Raw genomic sequence first — 24,553 nt, 5'->3', positions numbered from 1 at the left:
ACTGCATTCACTGCGGTTGTAGCTGTGTGCATAAGATTATTCGCTATTTCCGCTAATTTGGACCTTAGATTTGTAACCCCAATGTCTCAGCAAGTTCCTGATACCAATTTGCGCGACCTGCAACGCAGGATGGCTCTGTATGAGGATGAGCATGCATTTAAAGCTTTGTTCTTTGCATTCTATGTGCATTTAACAAGATTGTCCACCGCAATTACAGGTAGTAAAGAATCTGCTGAAGAAATTGTAGCAGATGTGTTTACCAATTTGTGGAAGGGTAGAGCTGCAGTTGCAGAAATTGAAGATATACAGCTCTATCTCTATGTTGCGGTCAAGAATAATTCGATCCATTACCTCAAGAAGCAGCAGAAACAGCAATGGCAATCATTAGATGCCATAGAACTGGAACAGGATTGGTACTACCAGGCACCTGATCAACTGGAATTAAAAGAATTGGAAAACAATATCAGAACAGCTATTGCCAGTCTTCCGCCTAGAGCCCGACTCATTTTCCAATTGGCCAAGGAAGACAAACTCCCTTATAAGCACATTGCAGCACTCCTGGGCATATCCGTGAAAACGGTAGACAATCAGTTAGCAATCGCACTTAAAAAGCTTTCTGCACTTATTGGTTTTGCGGCTACCCGTAAAAAAAAATCATAACCAATTAGGGGATTTGCATTAACATGGACTCCATAATAATAGTTTATGGAGCATCTCGACTTATTCTGGAGTTTATTGAGCAGAAAACTGGCTGGAGAAGCCAGCGAGTCCGAATTGCAGGAACTGAATGCCCTTATGGAAGTATGGCCTGAACTCAGGGATTCTGCCCGTCAGGCGGAAGCTGTATGGGAATTGCCCAATAAACCGGATGAAGAATACCTGGAAGCAACATACCTAATGATGCGGGATCGGCTATTGCAAAATGAACAGTCATCCCATATCGCTGAATTGGAAACTACTGTAGAACCCAGACGACGCAGACCAGCTTTCCTCAAGGCAGTACCTGCTTTGCTGATTGTTTCCGTACTAATGCTAACTGCAGGATTGGTTTGGTATACACAAGTTGGAAAGCAATCTAGTAATCTGGCTAATGCAAATCCTCAGCCCGTAAAAGAAGTGGTTACGAATAAAGCAACCAAGACCAAATTGGTTTTGCCAGATGGCACTATTGCCTGGCTGAATGCGGGTAGTAAGCTTACTTACGGTAATTGGACCAATGCAAATACCCGCGAAGTAAGCTTGATGGGAGAAGGCTATTTTGATGTGGCCAAAAATCCGCAGAAGCCCTTCATCATTCATACCAGTGTGTTGGATGTAAGGGTATTGGGTACCAGATTCAATTTGAAAGCTTATCCGGAGGAACCTACAACTGAAACTAGTTTGCTTCACGGCAGTGTGGAAGTGCGTTTGCACCAACAACCCAATAAGGTTATCAGGCTTGTGCCAAATCAAAAACTGATTGTGCGCAATATTCCTGAAATGCCGCAGGCTACTCAGCCAAAAAAGAGTCTCCCAAATTTTTCTAGTGAAATTCTCCCGCTCAAAGCAGTGCAGATTGGTGGTGAAGCTTCGCTTCTGGTTGAAACCAGCTGGGTAAGCAATAAGCTGGCTTTTGTAGATGAAGCTTTTGCGGATGTGGCCAGGAAAATGGAAAGATGGTATGATGTGCGTATTGAGTTCAATAACCCAAGACTGGAAGAATTAAGGCTTACTGGTTCATTCGAAAATGAATCGCTCACACAAGCCATCGAAGCTTTACGCTTTATTGCTGATTTCAAATACAAAATTGTTAACGATACCATTACTATCTATTAAAACCACGCTTATGACATCAAATGCCAATAGTTCCTGACAAAAACCAGCAGTAAATCCACGATTCGATTGTTCGCAGAACTTGGTTAAACTAATTGAATTATGAAAAAAACATTATCGATTGCACATGCCTTGCGCCAGCTAAAGCAAAAAGCTGTAGCGCTGTTTCTTATTTGTTTTCTCCTCGTAACCAGTGTCTTTCAAAGTTTTGGCCGTCTGGCAGCACAAAGCATTACCCTCAAAGTGAACGAAATGGAAATAGGGAATGTGCTATCTGTGATTGAAAAACAAGACAAGGTTCGTTTTTTGTACAACAGCAGATTAAAAGAGCTTCGTCAGAAAGTATCCGTTAATAAAACGAATGCTGATATCCACGAAGTATTACAAACAATATTTTCCGGTACAACACTTACTTATACCCAACTGGATACCCGTTTAATCGCTATCCGCTCTGCAGAATCTCCTGATGCAGACATTCGCGTAAGTGGTAAGGTTACCAATGAAGCTGGCGAAGCTATAGCCGGTGCTTCTGTTATGGTAAAGGGTAGTAAGGGAGGTGTGATTACCGACAACCAGGGTAATTTCACCATTCTCGTATCAGATAATGCCACACTGATCATTTCAGCACTTGGTTTTGCAGAAGTACAGGTTCCTGTAAATAAGCAGACCAGTGTTAGTGTAAGAATGACAGCTGTTGCCAAAATGATTGATGATGTGGTTGTCGTTGGTTATGGTACAGCAAAGAAGCGTGACCTTACCGGAACGATTTCTTCTGTGAAAGGTGCAGAACTCGAGCGTATGCCCAATACCAACCCAATTGCTTCCTTACAGGGTAAAGTGCCTGGTCTTACCATCGCAACTTCTGGTCGTGCAGGATCTTCTCCTGTTGTGAGAATCCGTGGTATCAACAGTACCAACAGTGCCAGTCCGGTTTATGTTGTGGATGGTGTGTTGCATGATGATATTGATTTTTTGAACCCGGCCGATATTGAGAGTATTGATGTGCTGCGCGATCCATCATCAATTGCTATCTACGGTTTACGCGGTGCCAATGGTGTAATTGCCGTAACCACCAAAAGACCGGTTCGTGGACAGATGCGTATCAATTTTCAGAGCACTGTAGGTGTACAAACAGTACAAGATAAGATTGATGTGGTGGATGCCGCTGGTTTCAGACAACTGTACAGCGCACAGCTTGCAAATTTGGGTGCAACACCATTTGATTTCTCTAACTACACAGCCAATACCAATTGGCAGGATCAGGTTTTCAGAACTGCAGTCATCAATTCCAACAACCTGAGTATTTCTTCCAGCACAGATAAAGGCTCAACACTCCTGAATATTGGTTATTCAAATCAGGATGGTGTGCTGAAGTATGATAATTACGAGCGTTTCCTGTTTCGATTAAATCAGGAAATGCGTTTGAGCAAAGACATCAAGATTGGTGGAGATATCAATGGTAGTTTCTACAGAGATAATCCACCATCAGCAAGTGTGAGCAACGCATTGTGGGCTGCTCCAATCGTACCAATTAAAGAAAACAACAGTACCTATTATGCCATGCCTTCTTTTCAGCGTGCACAAGTAGGTAACCCGGTTGCAGCGATGGAACGTGGAAACAGAACTTCGGTGAATGAAGGCTTCCGCGTAATTGGTAGCTTGTTTGCTGAAGTGAATTTCCTGAGAGATTTTACCTGGAAGAGTGTTGTGTATACTGATTTAGGATTTAACTCCAGCAGAAGCTATACGCCCTTACCATTTACTTTTATCAATCTTGGTGAAGGCGCAGCACCTACCACTACCTTCTTTGATAACATGGCGAGAACAAGTGTAGGTCAGAGCAAGAGCCAAAGCAGACGTTTCCAGCAAGATCATACACTTTCTTATCGTGCACCGCTGAAAAATGGTCATAGCCTTACAGCATTGGCTGGTTTCACAACTATTTATAGTTACAACTCTTCTCTGGGTGGAACAAGAAGAGACACATCTATCAATATTCCCAATGATCCGAATTTCTGGTACCTGAATGTAGCTAACCAGAATAATCCATTGCTGAATAGCGGTGGTGGTAGCGAAAGTTCAATTATGGGTTTATTCAGTAGGGTAAGTTATAATTATAAAGGCAAGTATCTGGTGAATGCAACCATTCGCCGTGATGGTAGCTCCAAATTCGCGCCTGCTAATAGATGGGGTACATTTGGTAGCGTAGGTCTTGGTTGGATTGTTAGTGATGAGGAATTCTTCAATAAGCAAAAAGCTATTCAGTTCCTGAAGTTCAGAACATCATGGGGTACTACTGGTAATGCCAATGGTTTCTCAGATTTCCTCTGGCGTCCAGGTTTGTCAAATGCTTCTTCAGCAGTATTTGGCGACAACGTATATACCGCAGTACAAGCACAGTATATTCCTGATTCAACACTTCGTTGGGAAACTGTAAATGGCCTGGATATTGGTTTTGACCTGAAGACCCTGAACAACAGACTGAGTTTCGGATTTACTTATTACAACAGAACGACAAAAGGTATTCTTACAGCAGTAACCATTCCTAATGAAACCCGTTCTTTCTTTACCAACCTTGGTGAAATTTCCAACAAGGGTATTGAATTAACATTGGGTTGGGATGATAAAATTGGTAAGGATTTCAGTTATGGTGTTGCTGCTAACCTGAGTTACAATGATAATGTGGTGAAATCAATTGGTAGCAATCTTGATTTCCAGATTCTCGGCAATGGCGGTGTGAACAGAACCATTACAGGATATTCTATCGGCCATTTCTTTGGATTCAGACAAACAGGCATATATCAAACAACTGCACAGTTGGCAAGAGTTCCTGCTTTCTCTAATTCTTTACCGGGAGATATTGCTTATGCCGACATTAACGGTGATGGTGTCATTACACAGGCAGATCGCCAATACCTCGGTACGCCATTCCCGCCATACAGTTTTGGTCTTAGTTTAAATATGGCTTATAAGGGCTTTGACTTCAGTATTGAAGGACAGGGTATGGCTGGCAATAAAATTTACACGCAGCGCAAGACTGCCAATTTTGCCACATTGAACTATGAAGCCAACAGATTAAATGCATGGTCAGGTGCAGGTACTAGTAATATTGAGCCGATTCTGGATAATACCCGAGGAAACAACTTCCTTTTCAGTACTTACTTCCTGGAACCGGGTGATTTCTTCAGAATACGCACATTGCAGCTTGGCTACACTTTCAACAGTGTGCGTCAGCTGGGTATCAAATCTGCACGTGTGTTTGTGAGCGGACAAAACGTGATTACCTGGAGTCGTGTTACAGGTTATACACCTGAACCACAGATCGGCAGCATTCTGGGTGGTGGTGCAGATAACGGTGTGTATCCCGTTCCATCTATCTACACATTTGGTGTTAATGTGAACTTTTAATTCATGACTGAAAAACAAATGAATATGAAACCAATTCAATTGTTCCGAATGCCGATCAGCCGTATGCTGAGATTCACACTGAGTCTGGTGCTGATCAGTCTCAGTTTGAGCGGTTGTATGAAATTTCTGGATACCCAACGTCAGGGAGAATATGATGAATCTACATTTCCTTTCCCAGGCGGTTCTGGTCCTTTTGATGAATACCTGTTTGGCGCTTACCGCGATTTACGTGCCTATGATGTACACGTGTTTCCATATTTACACGCTGTAAGTATCAGAAGCGATGATGCGGATAAGGGTAGTACACCTGCAGATGGTGGTGCTAACTCGCAGCAGATGGATAATTTTCCTGTGCTTCCTAATAACGGGTTAATTGGTGGTCTGTGGCTTGGTCATTATGGTCTGATCAATAAATGCAATAACGTATTGTTCCAGATTGGTACCAATAAGGGCATTATCTCTACTGATCAGCAAAAAGTACAGGCTGCAGCAGAAGCAAAATTCCTGAGAGCCTATGCTTATTTCAATATGGTCCGTTTCTTTGAAAATGTACCTATTTATGATACCCTGTTTCAGGATCCTGCTCAGCAGAACAATATTCCGCAGAGCAATGCATCGCAGGTATATGCATTTATCGAGAATGATTTGACCTATGCAGCTGCTAATCTTCCATTATCATGGGATCCTAAATTCGTAGGAAGAATCACACGCGGAGCTGCACTGGGTATGCTTACTAAAGTGTATCTCTATCAACGTAAGTGGGCATTGGCACAATCAACAGCTGCTCAGGTAATGAATCTGGGTGTATACAATCTGTCAACGCCTTACAATAGAATTTTTGATGAGGAAGGTGAAAATAGCTCAGAGTCAATTTTTGAAATTCAAGCAACAGCCACTGCAGCAATTCCTCAGAGTAATGGTATTCAATATGCTAACGTGCAAGGTGTAAGAGGTGCCGGTTCATGGGATCATGGCTGGGGTTTCAATTCACCCAGTCAGCAATTAGCCGATTCATATGAAGCCAACGATCCAAGAAGAGCTAGAACCATTCTTTTCACAAGTACGGCAACTGTGCCCGGCATTACCATCTATGGTGAAACCACACCTGTTGGTTTACCTAACCCTCGATACAACCATAAAGTACATACCACACCAACAAAGCGTGCTCAAATTGGTAACCGCTTTGGCTGGTGGATGAACGTGCGCATCCTTCGTTACGCAGATGTTGTATTGATGTTTGCTGAAGCTAGTATCGAGCTGGGCGGTGATGCTAATTTTACCGCTGCGCGTGATGCAATCAACAGCGTACGTGCAAGAGCTAGGGCTGGTAATAACGCAATTCTGCCAAACATCACAACTAATGATCAGAATCAGCTGCGTGATGCATTGCGCAGAGAACGCAGAGCTGAACTGGGTATGGAGCATGAGCGTTTCTTCGATATCGTACGTTGGGGTATTGCCAGCACAGCTTTAACAGCGCATGGTAAAACCAACTATGTAGATTCCAGAGACAGGATTCTGCCTATTCCGCAAACACAGATCGACCTTACCAAAGGTGTGCTGAAGCAAAATCCAGGGTATTAATTTTTGAACGATTGAAATCTAACATATGAAACATTGCATCATATCATCTAAGCAAGTTGCCCTTTTCGGTTTGAGTGCTGTTTTGTTGATGGCTTCTTGTAAGAAAGACGGCAATCCTAATAAGCTGCCTTCAGTAAGTACTGCAGATTTTGCAGGTACAATTGATGGCTACACAAGCTCTAATGAAGTGTATCCGGAGAATTTGGTAGCTTATTGGAGTTTTGACAATAATACCAATGAGACATTATCCAATACAGCAGCTACATCTTCTGAAGGTGCTACACTTGTTGATGCAGGTGTACGTGGCAAAGCACTAAATCTAAATGCAGGTTATGTGTATTTCGCAACTCAGCTGGCGAAGTTTAATAAAGACAGTTTACGCAGCTTTTCAGTGAGCGCATGGGTAAAGATTCTCAACAACGGAACACGCAGAACCATGTTGTTCCAAATGGCAAGACCAGGCATGTTCAATGGTAATATCAATTTCCAGTTGAATACCCAGTCTTTCCCTGCGTCCAATACAACCACACTGCGTATTCAGCCAACATTTATGACACAAGCTGGTGGTACACAGGATAATTTGAATTCAACAACTTCACCAACCATTGGTGCAGATAAATGGACACATCTCTGTATTACATACAACATTACCACAGGTGTGTTTGATATTTATGGTGATGGTGTGAAGATTGGTAATTTCCCCAATCGTGGTACAGTGAATACTTTTTTCTGTCACCAACCAAATGAAGTTATCATCGGTACTAATTACAACAATATTCCCGGTAAAACAGTGAGCACAGATGCTACATTTAACCGAATGACGGGACAGATCGATGAGATCAGGGTGTATAATCGCCCACTAGGAGAGGCTTTTGTTAGAGCGTTGCATAATCTGGGTAGAGCAGGAAAATAGGCAAGCAAGACCAGATGGCCGGACTGTTTACAGTCCGGCTTTTTTAACTCCAAATCATTCTCCATGAAACTTTTTCGCATCTTTCTATTCAGTGCTTTCAGCTTTTGTGCAATGCAGGTATTTGCACAATCTAATCCGCAAGACTCAGCAATTTTTCTCGAAGTACAGAAAGCTACATTTCAGTATTTCTGGGATGGGGCAGAACCCAACTCAGGCTTAGCGAGAGAACGCATACACTTAGATGGCAATTATCCGCAAAATGATCAGCAAGTGGTAACGAGTGGCGGCGGCGGCTTTGGTGTGATGGCCTTACTCATAGGTGCTGAAAGAGGTTTTGTACCCAGAAAAGATGTCGTGGATCGATTGGAACGCATTATCCAGTTCTTAGAAAATGCAGATCGTTTCCATGGTGCCTGGCCACATTGGTGGAATGGAGAAACTGGTAAAGTAAAACCATTCAGCAAAAAAGACGATGGAGGAGATTTGGTAGAATCATCTTTTATGGCTCAGGCATTGATTTGTGTACGCGAATATTTTCAAAAAGGAAATAAGCGCGAGAGAAAACTAGCCGCAAGAGCAGATGCTTTATGGAAGGCTATTGATTTTAACCATTACCGCAATGGCAAAAATGTATTGTACTGGCATTGGAGCCCTAATTACGGATGGGAAATGAATTTTCCGGTATCTGGTTACAATGAATGTTTAATCATGTATGTACTTGCTGTAGCATCGCCTACACATGGCGTTCCTGTTGAAGTGTATCATGAAGGATGGGCAAAAAATGGAAAAATTAAAAAGGATACGAGTGCCTACGGTTTATCACTGCAGCTTACGCACAATGGCGCCCCAGCTTATGGCGGCCCTTTATTCTGGGCACACTACAGCTATCTTGGTTTAGATCCTCGTGGATTGAAAGATCGTTATGCAGATTACTGGAAGGAGAACACTCATCAATCACTCATTAACTACCGTTGGTGTATAGAAAATAAGTTGGGCTTCAAAGGTTACGGACCTGATAGCTGGGGGCTTACTTCCAGTTATTCAGTGAAAGGCTATTCTGGACATGCACCGGGTGAAAAAAGAGACAAGGGTGTGATATCACCAACCGCTGCATTATCGAGTATACCTTATACACCTACAGAATCCATGACAGCCATGCGCAATTGGTACACGAATAAAAAAGCGCAGTTGTTTGGACAGTATGGTTTCTACGATGCTTTCAGCGATACCGAGCAATGGTATCCTCAACGTTACCTGGCGATTGATCAGGGGCCAATCGTTGTTATGATGGAAAATCAACGCAGTGCTTTTATCTGGAAGCTTTTTATGTCAGCACCAGAAATTCAAACAGCTTTGCGCAAACTGGAATTTCAAAGTCCTTGGTTAAAGTGATAGCAGTCTTGGGTTTTGTTTGGGTAAACAAACAATGAATTCTGCTTACCTTGCGACAAACCAACCCTTAACATGATTGTCGGACTGATTCGTGAAGGCAAAATTCCATCAGATTCAAGAGTAGCACTTACGCCGGCTCAATGCCGCTGGTTGCAGCAACATGTGAACGATATTCAGATCATCGTACAACCTTCCCCTCATCGTTGCTACAGCGATGCAGAATACAAGCAGGCAGGTGTATTGCTTCAGGAAGACCTCAGTAGTTGCGATATTTTATTCGGCATCAAAGAAGTGCCGGTACCCATGCTGATTCCAAATAAGACTTATCTCTTTTTCTCGCATACCAAGAAGCAGCAGTCCTACAACCGCGGACTGATGCAGGCGATGGTAGAAAAAAATATCACACTTATTGATTACGAGTGTCTGGAACATGAAGACGGACAGCGTATCATCGGCTTTGGTTTTTTTGCAGGCATTGTTGGTGCACATAATGGCATGATGGCTTACGGGAAACGCACAGGTTTATTCGATTTAGGCAGGGTGGTTGCTGTGCGTGATTATCGTGAGTTGATTCATACTTATTTTGGATTGAAACTGCCACCGATGAAAATCGCCGTAACCGGTAGCGGTCGCGTGGCACACGGCATTGTGGAAATCATGAACCTGATGGACGTGCAGGAATTAGAACCTGAAGAGTTTTTAGAGCGCGATTATAGTTATCCTGTATACGTTCATTTAAAAGGAGGTGATTTATACCGGCATAAGTTAACCGGTAAGTATGAACGCAAACAGTTTCACGAGCATCCGGAAGCGTTTGAATGTATATTCAAACAATACATAGCACACACCGATGTATTGATGAATGGTGTGTATTGGGATCACACAATTCCGCGTTTGTTTGAGTTGTCAGATATACAACAGCCAGATTTTCGCATCCAAACCATCGCAGATATTACCGACGATAAGCATGGAAGCGTGCCTTGTAATTTGGGTGACGCAACAATAGATGATCCTGTATACGGTGTCAACAAACAAAGTTTTGAGAAGACTGCACCTTATCAAGCAGAAAGTATTGATGTAATGGCAGTCGGTAACTTGCCTAATGAATTGCCGCGTGATGCCAGCCGATTTTTCGGTGAGCAATTAATTAAGTATGTGCTGGATGATGTGCTCAAAGGCGGTAGCGAATTGATCTCACGGGCAACGATTTTACAATCGGGCAAACTCACTAAGAACTTTGATTACTTGCATGACTATGCTTATGGTAAAGACTAGTAGTAGCGCTTATACATACAAATAAAAGGGCTTCAATAAATCAATAAACCCATTCGTATAATCCTGACCATCTTTGATATAGATGGTCATTTCTTTTTTCGGTGATGGCTGTGTTGCAAAATGGAGTATGCTTCTAAAAGCAGCATGTTTCGTGGTTTGATGTACTGTTGTTTGCTGTATACAATGCATGCCGTTTTCTTCACCCAATTTGATAGCTGCAGCTGTTCTGTGATAGGGTAGCAGCAGGCAAAACTGTCCGTCTGCATTCAGCAGTTGTTGACTAATCTTGAATAATTCTTCTAGTGTTAATGCTGTACTATGGAGTGCTAGATTACGCTGCGTATCATCACTCTGTAAATCGTTTTCAAAGAAAGGTGGATTGCTGATGATGAGATCGTATTGGTGTTGTGGTTTGTATTCCTGAATGGATGTTTGATATACTGTGATACGATTACTCCAAGGTGATGCCTGCACATTTTCAATCGCCTGCTCTGCCGCAGCTACATCCAATTCAACTGCATCAATAGTTGCGTTCGAATTAAGTTGCGCATACATCAAAGAAAGTAAGCCTGTGCCTGTGCCAATATCCAGCACTTTTTTTACACTGGCGTCAACAGGAAATTGGCTTCCAAACAAACAAGCATCTGTGCACACTTTCATGGCGCACTTGTCTTGTTGCACCCTAAACTGTTTGAATTGAAACCAGCTATTCGGCATCAGCGATTGATTTCAGCTAATAAGTCGGCAATATCCAAAGCCTCAGTGACCATCTGCAAATTACCAGATGCATCTAAAGGCCAGTCAGACTTAGGCTTATCCCAATACAATTCCACGCCATTGCCATCCGGATCATCCAGATAAATGGCTTCTGATACACCATGATCAGCAGCGCCACTGATGGGGTAACGCGCATCGATCAGTCTTTGCAGAATTATAGCAAGATCTTTTCTGGTAGGATAAAGTATCGCAGTATGGTATAACCCGGCCGTATTGCGTGGAGCTGGGCCGCCGCCTTTACTTTGCCAAGTGTTCAAACCAATGTGGTGGTGGTAGCCGCCAGCAGATAAGAATACAGCCTGAGCGCCATAGCGCTGCGTAATCTGAAATCCCAATAATTCGTGGTAGAAGCTAAGCGCTTTATCTAGGTCGGTTACTTTAAAATGTATGTGACCGATGGTTGTTTGTGCGGGTGCTTGATAATTCATACCGCAAAGTTGGTGAAAACCCCAATGCGAAATTTGCGATATCCGAATAAAAAACCCCGCATCCCGACTTGTCTGGATTGCGAGGGTTTACTATGAAAATTGGTTGCGTTAAGCTGTTGTCAAAGATGCAGACAGGTATTCTGCATTCAAACGAGCGATATTGGTGATAGATATTTCCTTAGGACAAGCTGCTTCGCAAGCACCTGTATTAGTACAAGCACCAAAACCTTCTTTGTCCATCTGGGCAATCATATTCATAACACGCTGCTTGCGCTCTGGTGCACCCTGTGGCAGTAAAGCCAGGTGAGATACTTTCGCAGATACAAACAACATAGCAGAGCTATTCTTACAAGCCGCTACACAAGCACCACAACCGATACAAGCCGCGGCAGCAAATGCGTTATCTGCTTTTTCTTTTTCGATTGGAAGTGCGTTACCATCCACAGCATTACCAGTGTTTACAGAGATATAACCACCGGCTTGGATGATACGGTCGAATGCCCCACGATCTACCATCAAATCCTTGATCACAGGGAATGCTGCTGCTCTCCATGGTTCAACTACGATGATATCGCCATCTTTGAATGCACGCATGTGCAACTGGCAGGTAGTAGTACCTTCCCAAGGGCCGTGTGGCTTACCGTTGATATACATAGAGCACATACCGCAAATACCTTCACGACAATCGTGATCGAATGCAATAGGTTCTTTACCCTCAGCGATCAGGCGCTCGTTCAGTACATCGAACATTTCCAGAAAACTCATTTCTGTTGAAATACCGGGTACATCGTATGATTCAAAATATCCTTTAGACTGTGTGTTGGCTTGTTTCCAAACTTTCAGTTTAATATTGATAGTAGTATGTTCCATTGTTGCTAATTGGCTGTTTGATCAATTGATTATTTGTATGAACGCTGGCTTGGTTTCACTACCTCGTAGTTCAACTCTTCTTTGTGTAAAGTCCAGTTGCTTTCACCATTAAGTTCCCAAGCAGATACATACATGAACTTATCATCGTGACGCAGTGCTTCACCATCTTCTGTCTGGTGTTCTTCACGGAAGTGACCGCCACAGCTTTCTTCACGCTGTAATGCATCCAAACACATCAGTTCACCCAGTTCAATGAAGTCGGCAACACGGTTGGCTTTATCCAGTTCAGGGTTCATTTCATTGATCTCACCCGGAATACGCACATCGCTCCAGAATTCTGCTTTCAGTTTGCGGATTTCTTGTATAGCCCATTCCAAACCTTCTTTATTACGCGCCATACCGCACTTATCCCACATGATCTTACCCAAACGCTTGTGGAAGCTTTCTACAGTCTGCTTACCATTGATGCCCTTCAGTTTGGCAATACGGTCTGCAACTGCTTTTTCTGCTTCTACGAATGCAGGATGATCCGTTGGAATATTGGCTGTGCGAATTTCATCCGCCAAGTAGTTACCAACTGTGTAAGGAATCACGAAATAACCATCAGCCAAACCCTGCATCAGTGCAGATGCACCTAAGCGGTTCGCACCGTGATCAGAGAAGTTCGCTTCACCCAGTGCATAGAGACCAGGTACGGTTGTCATCAATTCATAATCAACCCACAAACCTCCCATGGTATAGTGTACAGCAGGGTAGATACGCATCGGCATTTCGTATGGGTTCTCACCGGTGATCTTTTCATACATATCGAAAAGGTTACCGTATTTCTCTTTCACCACTTCTTTACCCATAGCAATGATCTCGTCGTGAGATGCACTACTCAAGCCACGCTTACCAGCTTCTGTTTTACCATAACGCTCAATGGCGGCAGCGTAATCCAGGTATACCGCCTGCTTAGAAGAACCTACACCATAACCGGCATCGCAACGCTCTTTCGCAGCACGGCTGGCAACGTCGCGTGGTACCAGGTTACCGAATGCAGGATATCTTCTCTCCAGATAATAATCTCTTTCGTCTTCAGGAATATCACCAGGCTTTCTGTTATCACCTTGCTTTTTAGGTACCCAGATACGACCATCATTACGGAGCGACTCAGACATCAGCGTTAACTTACTCTGGTGATCGCCTGTAACAGGGATACAAGTTGGGTGAATCTGAGTGAAACAAGGATTCGCAAAAGCGGCACCTTTTTTATGTGCTTTCCATGCAGCAGTTACGTTACTGCCCATGGCGTTTGTACTTAAATAGAATACGTTACCGTAACCGCCACTGCACAGCAATACGGCATGACCAAAATGTCTTTCCAGCTGACCGCTTACCAGATCACGCGCAATAATACCACGTGCTTTGCCATCGATGGTTACCACATCGAGCATTTCGTGGCGGGTATACATTTTCACATTACCCAGTGCTACCTGACGCTCTAATGCCTGATAAGCACCAATTAACAATTGCTGGCCTGTCTGACCAGCAGCATAAAACGTACGCTGTACCTGTGTACCACCGAATGAACGGTTACTCAGCAGGCCGCCATATTCACGGGCAAAAGGAACACCCTGTGCCACACACTGGTCAATGATGTTGGTACTTACTTCTGCCAAACGATGCACATTCGCTTCTCGTGCGCGGTAGTCGCCACCTTTAATGGTATCGTAGAACAAGCGGTAAACGCTATCACCATCATTTTGATAGTTCTTCGCAGCATTGATACCACCTTGAGCAGCGATAGAGTGTGCACGGCGAGGAGAATCCTGGAAGCAGAAAGCTTTCACTTTATAACCCAGTTCACCCAAGCTGGCAGCAGCACTGGCACCGGCCAGACCTGTACCTACCACAATGATTTCCAGTTTACGCTTATTGGCAGGGTTTACCAGTTTAACGGTTCCCTTGTACTTGGTCCACTTTTGATCTAAGGGACCGGCAGGAATTTTAGCATCCAACATATTGTGCAGTTAAATAGTTGTTTGAATTAGTTTACCCATCCCAGGTGCATGCTGATAGGCATCATCGCAAAAGCCAAAGGCACGATGATTGAAAAGCCATAGCCAACAGATTCCAACAGGGTGGTGTATTTTGGATTATTGATACCGATGGTGCGGAATGCACTCTGAAAACCATGCGCCAGGTGGTAAGCAAGGCTGATACAGCCAATTACATACAACACCACAATTACAGGGTTCTCGAATACAGCCAACATTTCGCCATAGAGGTTATGGTATTCTTTGCCATCGATCATCATCGGTTCCAAACCGGTAATACGGCTGGGTACCCAGAAATGCTTGATGTGCATGATCAGGAAGAGCAGGAGCAGGGTACCCAAGAGGGCCATGCTGCGGCTATACCATTTACTACCCTTGTTACCATAGCTCACTGCATAAGCAGTACCGCGTGCCTTTCTGTTCTGCATTTCCAGCAGATAGCCCTGGATGATATGCAGGAAAAATCCGGCAAACAAACCAATTTCCAGAATACGGGGAACCACGTTTGCACCCATGAAATGGGCAGCTTTATTGAACATTACACCATTGTCCATCGCCCAGATACAGGCATTCAGACCAACGTGTACAATGAGGAATAAAACGAGGAAAATACCCGTAAAACCCATGACTAATTTCTTTCCAACGGAGGACGTAAACATTTGCTTCCAGGTCATACGACAAGATTGAAGTTTTTAAACGCTGCAAAAATAGCCTATGAAACGATGCCATTCGTGAAAGCGTCATTCTTTTTTAGCACGGATATGGCTATAATACAACGCTTTGGGTATTTGGTTTGCTATGAATACGTGAAAATCTGCCTTGTTCAAAACACCATTGGTAATCTGCCACACAGATTGAACAGGTTTTGCAGCCGCTTACATAATTCTACCTGCCGCTTAGAGGGAACTGTTTACTTTTGGTAACATGAAGATGCTGAGCATTGTCTGGAACAGTTTTAAAATGGCCATGCAGGAACTGCGGGTGAATAAAATGCGCACTTTTCTGTCCCTGTTTGGTATTACCATTGGTATTTTCTGCATTATAGGGGTATTGGCAACAGTAGATAGCCTTGAACGTAAGGTGCAGACTGATATCAAGTCTCTGGGTAGTAACACCATCTATATCGACAAATGGCAGTATGCAGGCGGCGGACCGGATTACCCTTGGTGGAAATTCGTGAAGCGCCCAGAGCCTAAATACGAGGAAATGCGTTTCGTGAAGCAACGATCAGCATTGGCATCTAATGCAGCTTTTTTTGTCAGCAATAATGTGAACCTGTCTTTTGGAGACGATGAGCTGACTTCTGTGAACTATTTCGGCATCACGGAGGAGTTCAATAAAATTCAAACAATTGATATAGCGCACGGCAGATACCTGAACGAAGCTGATTTTTCACGTGGGGTGCCCGTAGGTGTCATCGGCTATAAAAACGCAGAAGACTTATTTGGCAATCCTGAAAAAGCAGTTGGTAAGCTGGTTGATGCAGGCGGTAAGAAGATTACTTTGATCGGCGTCATTAAAAAGCAAGGACAAAGTCTGGTTGGTGGTTTTGATTATGATCTGAGTGTGATTGTTCCTTATAAGTATTTCGCCAGTGTATATGATCCTAAGCGCAGTAATCCTTTTATCATGGTGCAGGGTAAGGAGAATGTATCATCCAAAGCCTTGGCTGATGAATTGGTGGGTGTGATGCGTCAGGTGAGAAGATTGAGCCCTACTGAAGAAGATGATTTTGCATGCAATGACGTAGCAGATTTTAGTGAACAGGTGAGTGGATTCTTTGGACAGGTGAATGCAGGTGGCTGGGCCATTGCTGGTTTGAGTCTGATTGTTGGTGCATTTGGTGTGGCCAATATCATGTTTGTAACGGTTCGCGAACGCACTAGTCAGATAGGTTTGAAAAAAGCTATTGGTGCCAAGCGCAGAACTATATTGACTGAGTTCTTACTGGAAAGTGCGTTCTTATGTGTGATTGGCGGACTCGTTGGATTATTCCTTGTTTGGATATTGGCGCTTGGTTTAAGTGCTGTATTGCCTTTCCCGATTTTTATCGCGCCGAATATCATCATGTTGGCATTGTCTATATGTATCATTTTGGGTGTGGTATCAGGAATCATTCCTGCAAACATTGCTTCCAAAATGGATCCGGTAGTAGCCATTAGAACGAAATAAGCTTATAACGATAGTTCATTTTTTTTAGGTCGGCCTTGTGCCGACCATTCTTTCATCGGTTGGTGTCTCCACCAACCGAAATTGGCTGTTATGTAAGTATCTATAAGGAGTAGCATTGAGGATGGAAACGCCGTCCCACAAATGCTAATGCTTGGTGACTTTACCTGCCATTTTTTATTAATTTAAATTGGTTAAATGATCAACTATATGAGCATATTCGAGAGACGCAAAAGCTTCATGTTTCCCGAGCAGGTATACTTCTATACGCATTCGATATCGAATTTTCGCACACTTCTAGGCGCTGATGATTTAAAACGTGTTATTGTTCAATCTTTAGCATTTCTTGCTCAGAATAATCTTTTTATTGTGTATGGATTTGTGATCATGCCAAATCATGTTCATTTCATTTGGAAGCCTTTATCTACGGAAAGGAAGGAACGTCCGGGCAATAGTTTTACAAAGTTTACCGCACATCGGTTTAAAGAGTATCTACTAAAGAATGATTCGAAATTTCTTGAGTCTTTTTACGTAGGTAAATCAGATCGACAGTTTCAGTTTTGGCAACGTGATCCCTTGTCAATACCCTTAACCAGCGAGCGAGCACTCATTCAGAAATTGAACTATATACACTTAAATCCCATACGGGATAAATGGAAGCTGGCTGATCTTCCCGAGAAATACTTTTGGAGCAGTGCTAAATTCTATGAGAAGGCGGTTGATGAGTTTGGTTTTATCACTCATTTTAGAGAATAATCAAGACGGTGGAGACACCGTAAAGTAATGCGTATAGGTTTGTGTCACTACAACCCGAAATTGGCTATCAGGCAAGTATCTTAAAGTATTTGTTCGGAAAAGCTATATTCAAATAATAGTTGGTGGTTGGTGGAGACACCAACCACTAAATGGCGTTTGTGCCGACCATTCTTTTATCTGCCTACCATGTTTGCCTTACTTTTGCGCCATGTCGGTAAGCCCTGTTACCATATTGGCTATTGAATCTTCCTGCGATGAAACATCTGCGTCGATTTGTATGGATGGCAAAGTGCTGAGCAATACAATTGCTACACAAGCTGTGCATGAGCAGTATGGTGGGGTAGTACCGGAGCTTGCAAGCAGGGCACATTTACAAAACATTGTACCTGTTGTACAGCAGGCTTTGCAAAAAGCAGACTGTACAATGGCTGACATCAGTGCTGTTGCATTTACGCAAGCACCCGGATTGATTGGGGCTTTGTTAGTAGGGGCACAATTTGCCAAATCAATTGCTTTATCATTAAATAAACCCCTGATTGCAGTGCACCATATGCAGGCGCATGTGTTGGCGAATTTATTGGTAGAGCCAGCACCTAGTTTTCCTTTTCTCTGTTTAACAGTGAGTGGCGGACATACACAGATTGTCTTAGCACGCTCACCCCTGGATATGGAAGTGATTGGTGAAACCATTGACGATGCAGCGGGAGAAGCATTTGATAAATCGGCCAAGCTCTTAGGCCTACCTTACCCAGGCGGACCACTAATTGATCGTTATGCAAAGCTGGGTAACGCTGATGCTTTTCGTTTTGCTGAGCCGCAAATTCCTGAATTGAATTTTTCTTTTAGCGGATTGAAAACATCGGTGCTGTATTTTTTACAGGCGCAAACTGTCAAGGATCCTGCTTTTATTCAGCATAACCTGAATGATCTCTGCGCATCTATTCAGGCTACTATTGTGCGTATACTCATCAAGAAGTTAAAGAAAGCGGTTGTACAAACTGGCATCACACAAGTATGTATGGCTGGTGGTGTAAGTGCCAATAGCGGTTTGAGAAATGCTTTGCAGGATGCAGGCAAAAAGCATGGTTGGAAAATTTTTATCCCTCCATTTGAATATTGCACAGATAACGCTGGTATGATTGCCATCACGGCTTATCATAAATATCTCGCAGGTCAGTTCGAAGACTTATCCGTAGGACCTACGGCAAGAGCGGGATGGAGTTAATAAGTTAAAAGTTAAAAGTCAAAAGCAAAAAGTTTAAAATTCAATTGACAATCATCAATCGACAATATTCAATCATCAAACGCCTAGTCTTTTCAGTGCTTTTTTGACAAACAATTCTTTTAACAATCGTTTGAATAATTTCTTATCGTAAGTGGGAATGAAACGCCAGAAACCTTTGTAGTTGAATAGCCACTTAGCAAAAGTCTTGATGTCTTTTTTATTAAATGCCCGAATTAGGTCTCTATAGAATAAAGCTACTTTTACGCGCTTACCCGGTGTAAGATCCATGGGCGTGGTTCTGCTACCATTGAATAACTTAATCGCTTCAGCAAAATCAGCATTGGCAAATCTCCCATACGGTACCCAGAAATTGGGCCTTAAGTCAGCTTCAATCAATAGCAACTGACCGCTGCTGTTATCTTTAATTAGCTGAATGCTTGCAAATCCATGTATGCCTATTTTTTGTCCAATCTCTCGAAGAAAGTTTTCAATCTCCCGATCCTTGTAACAGTATCTTGCTGTGGTAAAACTGAAGCTGGTATCGAAATAGCGAACGATATCAGCTGCATCGTACAAAACGAGTTCACCGTTTTTGAAAAATGCTTCCACGCCAATATCCTTTCCTGTTATAAACGCTTGTACTACTAAGTGGTGTTTGTTTTGTATAGAATCTAATCCGCGAAATACTTCATCCGCAGTCTGGCATTTAATGATGCCTCCACCACCATAACCTTCATCAGGCTTTATCAGTACAGGATATTGCATTGCACGAATGGCCTCATCCCAATTCGGTGTTTCACCATATACATGGTAAGCAGGAAAGGCGATTGCATTGTTCCGACAAAAATCTGATAAACCAGATTTTGAGCCGATCAAATTGCGGTTGCCGGGTTGCACAATGGGCATCACGCGTAAAAAATCAGCCGTATCTGTAATGCTGGCATTCAGCATCAATAAAACAGTTTCGTCTCCAGGAATAACCCAATCATAGTCATGGCTCAGCCTAATCAGCTCAGCTATATAGTGTTGTCGATTTCCATTATTGCTTTCAATCCAGCGATGATAATAGCTTCCTGCCAGCAGCCAGGAGTCTTTGCTGCAATACACGTCTACAGTATAGCCGCCTGAATGTATGACAAAGGGAATTTCCTGTAGGGTATCCCAGTTTTCAAAGCAGGCAATCAGGGCTTTGGGCATTGATTGTTTATTGGGTTAATCTAGTAACGAAAATATGCTGTAAAAGGTATGGTACAAGCCCTATTTATATAAAGGATAAGGCTGTTTTGCTTTCGTCTGACATACAGGCTTTAAGAATGGTAACAGCGATAAAACCGTGTAAATCCTTACCTTTGCGGCCCCAATCTAAAATCCCGCTTCGGTATGATCAGTGTAAAGAATGTCACCCTTGCTTATGGCAAGCGCGTATTATTTGATGAAGTGAATATCAATTTCACCAAGGGCAACTGCTATGGTGTGATTGGAGCCAATGGTGCAGGTAAATCTACTTTCCTGAAAATCCTGAGCGGAGAAATTGAACCCAATAAGGGCAATGTGGAAATTGGTAAGGGTGAGCGTATGAGCTTCCTGAAGCAGAACCAATTTGAATTTGATGAGTGCACTGTTTTGAATACGGTACTGATGGGCCACAAGCATTTGTGGGATGTGATGCATGAGCGTGAAGCCATTTATGCCAAAGCTGATTTTACTGAAGAAGATGGCATGCGTGCCGGTGAGCTGGAAGGTGAGTTTGGCGAAATGGGCGGTTATGAAGCGGAAAGCAATGCGGGTAGTTTACTAAGCGATTTGGGCGTACAGGAAGTGTTTCACCAGAGCTTGATGAAAGACATTCCATCCAACTTGAAAGTGCGTGTGTTATTGGCGCAGGCTTTGTTTGGCAATCCTGATATCCTCTTATTGGATGAACCGACCAACGGTCTGGATATTGAAACCATCGGCTGGTTGGAGAATTTCCTCGCTGATTACGAGAATATTGTTTTGGTGGTGAGCCACGACCGTCACTTCTTGGATGCTGTTTGTACCCACGTAGCGGATGTGGATCGTCAGAAAATCAAAGTATTTACGGGTAACTATACATTCTGGTATGAGAGTTCTCAGTTGATGGCTCGCCAGATTAACGACAAGAACAAGAAAGTAGAAGAAAAACGTCAGGCTTTGCTGGACTTCATTGCTCGTTTCTCTGCGAATGCTTCTAAGAGTAAGCAGGCTACTGCTCGTAAGAAAGCTTTGGAGAAACTGACCATTGAAGAAATTGAGCCTTCTAACAGAAAATATCCCGGTATCATTTTCCAGCCATTGCGCGAAGTAGGTAACCAAATTCTGAACGTAGAAAACCTGAAACAATCTGTGGATGGTCGTCTGCTCTTCGATAAAGTTAGTTTCAGTATCAATAAGGGCGAGAAAATTGCCTTCCTCAGCAAGGATCCATTGGCGGTTACACAATTCTTCGAAATCATCAATGGTAATATCAATGCAGAGAATGGGAAATTCGAGTGGGGTACCACTATTACCAAAGCCTACCTGCCATTGGAGAATACCGAATTCTTTAAAGAAGGTTTGGGCTTGATGGATTGGTTGCGTCAATTTGTACCATCACATGTAACCGATGCGGACGAACCCTTCCTGCGTGGCTTCTTAGGCAAGATGCTCTTTAGTGGTGATGATATTGCCAAGAAAACAAACGTATTGAGTGGTGGTGAAAAAGTGCGTTGCATGATCAGCCGAATGATGCTGCAGAGTCCCAACCTAATTGTACTCGATCAGCCTACCAACCACCTCGATCTGGAGAGTATTCAGGCATTCAACGAAGGATGTCAGATATTCCCGGGTGTGGTTATGCTGACTTCTCATGACCATACTTTCATGCAGACTGTAGCCAACCGTATCATTGAATTAACGCCTAAGGGTATTATCGATCGGCTGATGACATTCGATGAATACATGGAGGACAAGCGTGTTCAGGAGTTGAGGGCAGAATACTATGCCTAAGTCAAAAGGCAAGAGGAAAAGTCAAAAGTGGGTTGATGGTTGATAGCTGATGGCTGATAGTCAATAGTTAATTGACAATATTCTATCATTCTATCACTCTATCATTCTATCATCCATTCATTGAGCTCCATTCATCCCATCCTCCAATCATTCCTCATTGTTTTCCCCTAATTTCCATTTTCAAAATTTTGCCCCATGAGAAAATGGATGCTTGCTGCCATGCTATTAAGTATTGTCATGGCAAATGCACAGAGCTTAGATTATTATCTACCGAAGAACGTTTCGTACAATCCCAACATTCCTACGCCTAAATCGGTGATTTATCATGAAGTGGGTGAGTGGCATGTAACGCACGATCGTTTAGTGAATTACATGAAAGCCTTGGATCAGGCTTCTGATCGAATTACTTTACAAGTAAGTGGTTATACTTATGAAGGTCGCCCACAATTGGCAATGATCATCACTTCGCCGAAAAACCATGCACAGATTGAAAATATTCGCAAAGAACATTTGAAGTTAAGTGATGCGAGTCAATCCGGCTCACTGAACCTGGACAATATGCCCATCGTAGTATGGCAGGGCTATAGCATACATGGCAATGAAAGCAGTGGCTCAAACGCGGCTTTGCTTACAGCCTATTATCTCGCGGCTGCACAAGGTGCTGCAGTTGAAGACTTATTAGAGAAAGTGGTGATCATATTTGATCCCTCTTTTAATCCCGATGGGTTAAACCGTTTTGCCAACTGGGCCAATATGCACAAAAGCAAAACCATGGTAGCTGATCCGCAGGCGCGTGAGTTCAATGAAGTATGGCCTGGCGGTCGCTTTAATCATTATTGGTTTGATTTGAATCGTGATTGGTTACCTGCACAACACGTAGAAAGCAGAAGCAGGTTAAAAGTGTATCATGATTGGAAGCCCAATATCCTCACTGATCACCATGAGCAAGGAAGTAATGCTACTTTCTTTTTCCAGCCCGGTGTACCTAGTCGCGTAAACCCCAATACGCCCAACCGCAACCAAGAACTCACTGCTGCTATTGGTAATTTCCATGCGAAATTTTTAGACAGCATCGGCTCAATGTATTTTACCAAAGAGGGCTATGATGATTTCTATTATGGTAAGGGTTCTACTTATCCGGATATCAACGGGGCAGTAGGTATTCTGTTTGAGCAAGCTAGTAGTCGCGGTCATGCGCAAGAAACAGACAATGGTTTGCTTACTTTTCCTTTTACCATCCGCAATCAGTTTGTTACATCATTATCTACTTTGGAAGCCGCACGTGCTTTGCGCAAAGAGATGTTGGCTTTTCAGCGCGACTTCTACAAAGACGTAGCCAAAGAATCTGAAGCGTTTCCTGTGAAAGCATATGTATTTGGTGATGAGAAGGACAAGAGTCGCACCAATATGTTTATTGAAATGTTGCAGCGCCATCAGGTAAAAGTTTATAGTTTGAAAACTGATGTGAGTGCTGATGGTAAGAATTTTAAAGCTGGACAAGCGTATGTGATTCCAACAGCGCAGCAGCAATTCAAAATCATCAAAACAGTATTTGAAAAAACATTCGAATACAAAGACAGTTTGTTTTATGATGTTACTGCCTGGACGATGTCTTTAGCGTTTGGTTTGCCCAATGCAGAAATCAAAACACCTGCCACCAATTTATTAGGTGATGAGTTAACAGCTACACCTGTTGCAGAAGGTAAGCTCATCGGCGGTGTGAGCAGCAATGCGTATATCTTCCGTTGGGATGATTATTATGCGCCTAAACTCTTGTATCGCCTACAGAGTAGGGGATTGATCACTAAAGTAGCTACGCAGAAATTTGGTGCAGGCATCAATGGAAAGCAAGAAGCATTTGGTTATGGCAGTATTGTGATACCTGTAAAGATTCAGAACAGGAGCGAAGCAGAGATTTTTCAATTACTGAATGATGCCATCAAAGGAACGGGTGTAGATGTGTACAGCACAGGCAGTTCTTTATCAGTTGGTGGTGTTGATCTGGGTAGCAATAGTATGGCCAATATCCGCGCACCGCGTGTGATGATGTTTGGTGGTACAGGTACAAGTGCTACAGATGTGGGTGAAATTTGGCACCTGATGGATCAGCGTTTCGGTATTCCGGTAAGCATTGTGGATGTAGATCGTTTTAATGCCATTAATACGGCACGTTATAATGTGATCATCATGCCATCTGGTTCTTACAGCAATCTGGATAAGAATGCGCAGGATAAGCTCCGTACATGGATTGCAGGAGGTGGTACTTTGATAGCCACTGAAGATGCTACAAATTGGTTGGCTAGAAACGGCATGACCAAGGTGATTTTCCGTGATGCGGCCGATAAGAAAGATACTACAGCCATGCTGCCTTATTATCTCCGGAGTGATGAACAGCGTGCCAAAGACATGGCAGGATCCTTGTTTGAAGCCAAACTGGACCCCACACATCCTTTGTGTTATGGTTATGGTCAGAATACCGTGAGTGTATTCAAGAGCAATACCTTGTTTATGGATCAAAACAATGATCCCTATGATTCACCGGTGATGTACACGGATAACCCGCTGCAGAGTGGTTATTTATATCGCGGCTATCGCGATAAAGTGAAAAATTCTGCCGTGGTGAATATTGATCAGCTAGGTAGGGGCAGGGTGATTTCCATGGTGGATAACCTTAATTTCAGGGCTTTTTGGTTGGGTACGAGTAAGATTTTCCTGAATGCCGTTGTATTCGGGGAGATTATCCGACTCTAAAAACAACACTGAAAATCAATGATTTTGGTCCCGGCAAGCTTGTCGGGACCATTTATTTTGTGGATAAACCGATATTTGTGGCAAATCCAACAGGCATTTATTCAGCCCGCGTGGAAAAATCTCTGAAAAAAAGCAATTTCCTGCTTGC

18 protein-coding genes are annotated in these 24,553 nt (G+C 43.1%); 12 read left to right on the top strand and 6 right to left on the bottom strand.

The window, feature by feature from the left end; genetic code table 11:
* Positions 1-81 precede the first annotated feature (81 nt).
* The 7 genes from J0L83_04010 (at position 82) to J0L83_03980 (ending at position 10,384) form a co-directional block, all read left to right on the top strand.
* Positions 82-660 carry an RNA polymerase sigma-70 factor gene (locus J0L83_04010; GenBank protein MBN8663711.1) on the top strand — a complete coding sequence of 193 codons (579 nt, stop codon included), beginning with the start codon at positions 82-84 and terminating at the stop codon, positions 658-660.
* A 45-nt stretch (positions 661-705) separates the two neighbouring features.
* Complete coding sequence (locus J0L83_04005) at positions 706-1,815, top strand: DUF4974 domain-containing protein (GenBank protein MBN8663710.1); 1,110 nt, start codon at positions 706-708, stop codon at positions 1,813-1,815.
* 99 nt (positions 1,816-1,914) lie between these two features.
* On the top strand, positions 1,915-5,220 hold the full coding sequence (locus J0L83_04000; GenBank protein ID MBN8663709.1) for a TonB-dependent receptor: 3,306 nt from the start codon (positions 1,915-1,917) through the stop codon (positions 5,218-5,220).
* Positions 5,221-5,268: 48 nt separating this feature from the next.
* The gene (locus J0L83_03995; GenBank protein ID MBN8663708.1) at positions 5,269-6,804 is read left to right on the top strand and encodes a RagB/SusD family nutrient uptake outer membrane protein; all 1,536 of its coding nucleotides are present in this window, start codon (positions 5,269-5,271) and stop codon (positions 6,802-6,804) included.
* Positions 6,805-6,829: 25 nt separating this feature from the next.
* A complete protein-coding gene (locus tag J0L83_03990) occupies positions 6,830-7,717 on the top strand; it encodes a LamG domain-containing protein (GenBank protein MBN8663707.1) in 888 nt (295 codons plus the stop codon).
* A gap of 63 nt (positions 7,718-7,780) precedes the next feature.
* On the top strand, positions 7,781-9,109 hold the full coding sequence (locus J0L83_03985; GenBank protein MBN8663706.1) for a beta-glucosidase: 1,329 nt from the start codon (positions 7,781-7,783) through the stop codon (positions 9,107-9,109).
* A 72-nt stretch (positions 9,110-9,181) separates the two neighbouring features.
* Complete coding sequence (locus J0L83_03980; protein ID MBN8663705.1) at positions 9,182-10,384, top strand: alanine dehydrogenase; 1,203 nt, start codon at positions 9,182-9,184, stop codon at positions 10,382-10,384.
* A 9-nt stretch (positions 10,385-10,393) separates the two neighbouring features.
* On the opposite strand, the gene J0L83_03975 is transcribed toward J0L83_03980, so the two are convergent.
* The 5 genes from J0L83_03975 to J0L83_03955 all read right to left on the bottom strand — a co-directional run bounded on the left by J0L83_03975 (position 10,394) and on the right by J0L83_03955 (position 15,172).
* On the bottom strand, positions 10,394-11,101 hold the full coding sequence (locus tag J0L83_03975) for a methyltransferase (GenBank protein MBN8663704.1): 708 nt from the start codon (positions 11,099-11,101) through the stop codon (positions 10,394-10,396).
* A complete protein-coding gene (locus tag J0L83_03970; GenBank protein ID MBN8663703.1) occupies positions 11,101-11,589 on the bottom strand; it encodes a VOC family protein in 489 nt (162 codons plus the stop codon). Before J0L83_03970 ends, J0L83_03975 begins: the two co-directional genes overlap by 1 nt.
* A gap of 108 nt (positions 11,590-11,697) precedes the next feature.
* Positions 11,698-12,444, bottom strand: a complete 747-nt coding sequence (locus tag J0L83_03965) for a succinate dehydrogenase/fumarate reductase iron-sulfur subunit (GenBank protein ID MBN8663702.1) — start codon at positions 12,442-12,444, stop codon at positions 11,698-11,700.
* 44 nt (positions 12,445-12,488) lie between these two features.
* Positions 12,489-14,462, bottom strand: a complete 1,974-nt coding sequence (locus tag J0L83_03960) for a fumarate reductase/succinate dehydrogenase flavoprotein subunit (GenBank protein ID MBN8663701.1) — start codon at positions 14,460-14,462, stop codon at positions 12,489-12,491.
* A gap of 26 nt (positions 14,463-14,488) precedes the next feature.
* Positions 14,489-15,172, bottom strand: a complete 684-nt coding sequence (locus J0L83_03955) for a succinate dehydrogenase cytochrome b subunit (GenBank protein ID MBN8663700.1) — start codon at positions 15,170-15,172, stop codon at positions 14,489-14,491.
* 286 nt (positions 15,173-15,458) lie between these two features.
* Here J0L83_03955 and J0L83_03950 point away from each other — a divergent pair, with 286 nt between their 5' ends.
* The 3 genes from J0L83_03950 to tsaD all read left to right on the top strand — a co-directional run bounded on the left by J0L83_03950 (position 15,459) and on the right by tsaD (position 18,648).
* Positions 15,459-16,670: an ABC transporter permease gene (locus J0L83_03950; protein ID MBN8663699.1), complete on the top strand. Its 1,212-nt coding sequence runs from the start codon at positions 15,459-15,461 to the stop codon at positions 16,668-16,670.
* A gap of 207 nt (positions 16,671-16,877) precedes the next feature.
* Positions 16,878-17,423, top strand: coding sequence for a hypothetical protein (locus tag J0L83_03945; protein MBN8663698.1), 546 nt, complete (start codon positions 16,878-16,880; stop codon positions 17,421-17,423).
* A gap of 208 nt (positions 17,424-17,631) precedes the next feature.
* Positions 17,632-18,648, top strand: coding sequence for a tRNA (adenosine(37)-N6)-threonylcarbamoyltransferase complex transferase subunit TsaD (tsaD, locus tag J0L83_03940; protein ID MBN8663697.1), 1,017 nt, complete (start codon positions 17,632-17,634; stop codon positions 18,646-18,648).
* Between the two features lie 75 nt (positions 18,649-18,723).
* Here the strand turns inward: tsaD and J0L83_03935 are convergent, their stop codons facing one another.
* Positions 18,724-19,845: an ATP-grasp domain-containing protein gene (locus J0L83_03935; GenBank protein ID MBN8663696.1), complete on the bottom strand. Its 1,122-nt coding sequence runs from the start codon at positions 19,843-19,845 to the stop codon at positions 18,724-18,726.
* Positions 19,846-20,028: 183 nt separating this feature from the next.
* Here J0L83_03935 and J0L83_03930 point away from each other — a divergent pair, with 183 nt between their 5' ends.
* Positions 20,029-21,654 carry an ATP-binding cassette domain-containing protein gene (locus tag J0L83_03930; GenBank protein MBN8663695.1) on the top strand — a complete coding sequence of 542 codons (1,626 nt, stop codon included), beginning with the start codon at positions 20,029-20,031 and terminating at the stop codon, positions 21,652-21,654.
* 195 nt (positions 21,655-21,849) lie between these two features.
* Positions 21,850-24,405, top strand: coding sequence for a zinc carboxypeptidase (locus tag J0L83_03925; protein MBN8663694.1), 2,556 nt, complete (start codon positions 21,850-21,852; stop codon positions 24,403-24,405).
* The last annotated feature ends 148 nt before the right edge of the window (positions 24,406-24,553 follow it).

It is taken from the genome of Chitinophagales bacterium (assembly GCA_017303835.1).
In the GTDB taxonomy this organism is placed as follows: Bacteria; Bacteroidota; Bacteroidia; order Chitinophagales; family Chitinophagaceae; genus JAFLBI01.
This window is presented reverse-complemented; position numbering and strand designations above follow the sequence as displayed.

Bases quoted from the DNA above. Each gene is read 5' to 3' on its own strand.
- J0L83_04010 (MBN8663711.1), top strand. From the start codon at position 82: ATGTCTCAGCAAGTTCCTGATACCAATTTGCGCGACCTGCAACGCAGG.
- J0L83_04000 (MBN8663709.1), top strand. From the start codon at position 1,915: ATGAAAAAAACATTATCGATTGCACATGCCTTGCGCCAGCTAAAGCAA.
- J0L83_03985 (MBN8663706.1), top strand. From the start codon at position 7,781: ATGAAACTTTTTCGCATCTTTCTATTCAGTGCTTTCAGCTTTTGTGCA.
- tsaD (MBN8663697.1), top strand. From the start codon at position 17,632: ATGTCGGTAAGCCCTGTTACCATATTGGCTATTGAATCTTCCTGCGAT.
- J0L83_03930 (MBN8663695.1), top strand. From the start codon at position 20,029: ATGATCAGTGTAAAGAATGTCACCCTTGCTTATGGCAAGCGCGTATTA.
- J0L83_03925 (MBN8663694.1), top strand. From the start codon at position 21,850: ATGAGAAAATGGATGCTTGCTGCCATGCTATTAAGTATTGTCATGGCA.
- J0L83_03955 (MBN8663700.1), bottom strand. From the start codon at position 15,172: ATGACCTGGAAGCAAATGTTTACGTCCTCCGTTGGAAAGAAATTAGTC.
- J0L83_04005 (MBN8663710.1), top strand. From the start codon at position 706: ATGGAGCATCTCGACTTATTCTGGAGTTTATTGAGCAGAAAACTGGCT.
- J0L83_03950 (MBN8663699.1), top strand. From the start codon at position 15,459: ATGGCCATGCAGGAACTGCGGGTGAATAAAATGCGCACTTTTCTGTCC.
- J0L83_03980 (MBN8663705.1), top strand. From the start codon at position 9,182: ATGATTGTCGGACTGATTCGTGAAGGCAAAATTCCATCAGATTCAAGA.
- J0L83_03990 (MBN8663707.1), top strand. From the start codon at position 6,830: ATGAAACATTGCATCATATCATCTAAGCAAGTTGCCCTTTTCGGTTTG.
- J0L83_03935 (MBN8663696.1), bottom strand. From the start codon at position 19,845: ATGCCCAAAGCCCTGATTGCCTGCTTTGAAAACTGGGATACCCTACAG.
- J0L83_03975 (MBN8663704.1), bottom strand. From the start codon at position 11,101: ATGCCGAATAGCTGGTTTCAATTCAAACAGTTTAGGGTGCAACAAGAC.
- J0L83_03970 (MBN8663703.1), bottom strand. From the start codon at position 11,589: ATGAATTATCAAGCACCCGCACAAACAACCATCGGTCACATACATTTT.
- J0L83_03960 (MBN8663701.1), bottom strand. From the start codon at position 14,462: ATGTTGGATGCTAAAATTCCTGCCGGTCCCTTAGATCAAAAGTGGACC.
- J0L83_03995 (MBN8663708.1), top strand. From the start codon at position 5,269: ATGCCGATCAGCCGTATGCTGAGATTCACACTGAGTCTGGTGCTGATC.
- J0L83_03945 (MBN8663698.1), top strand. From the start codon at position 16,878: ATGAGCATATTCGAGAGACGCAAAAGCTTCATGTTTCCCGAGCAGGTA.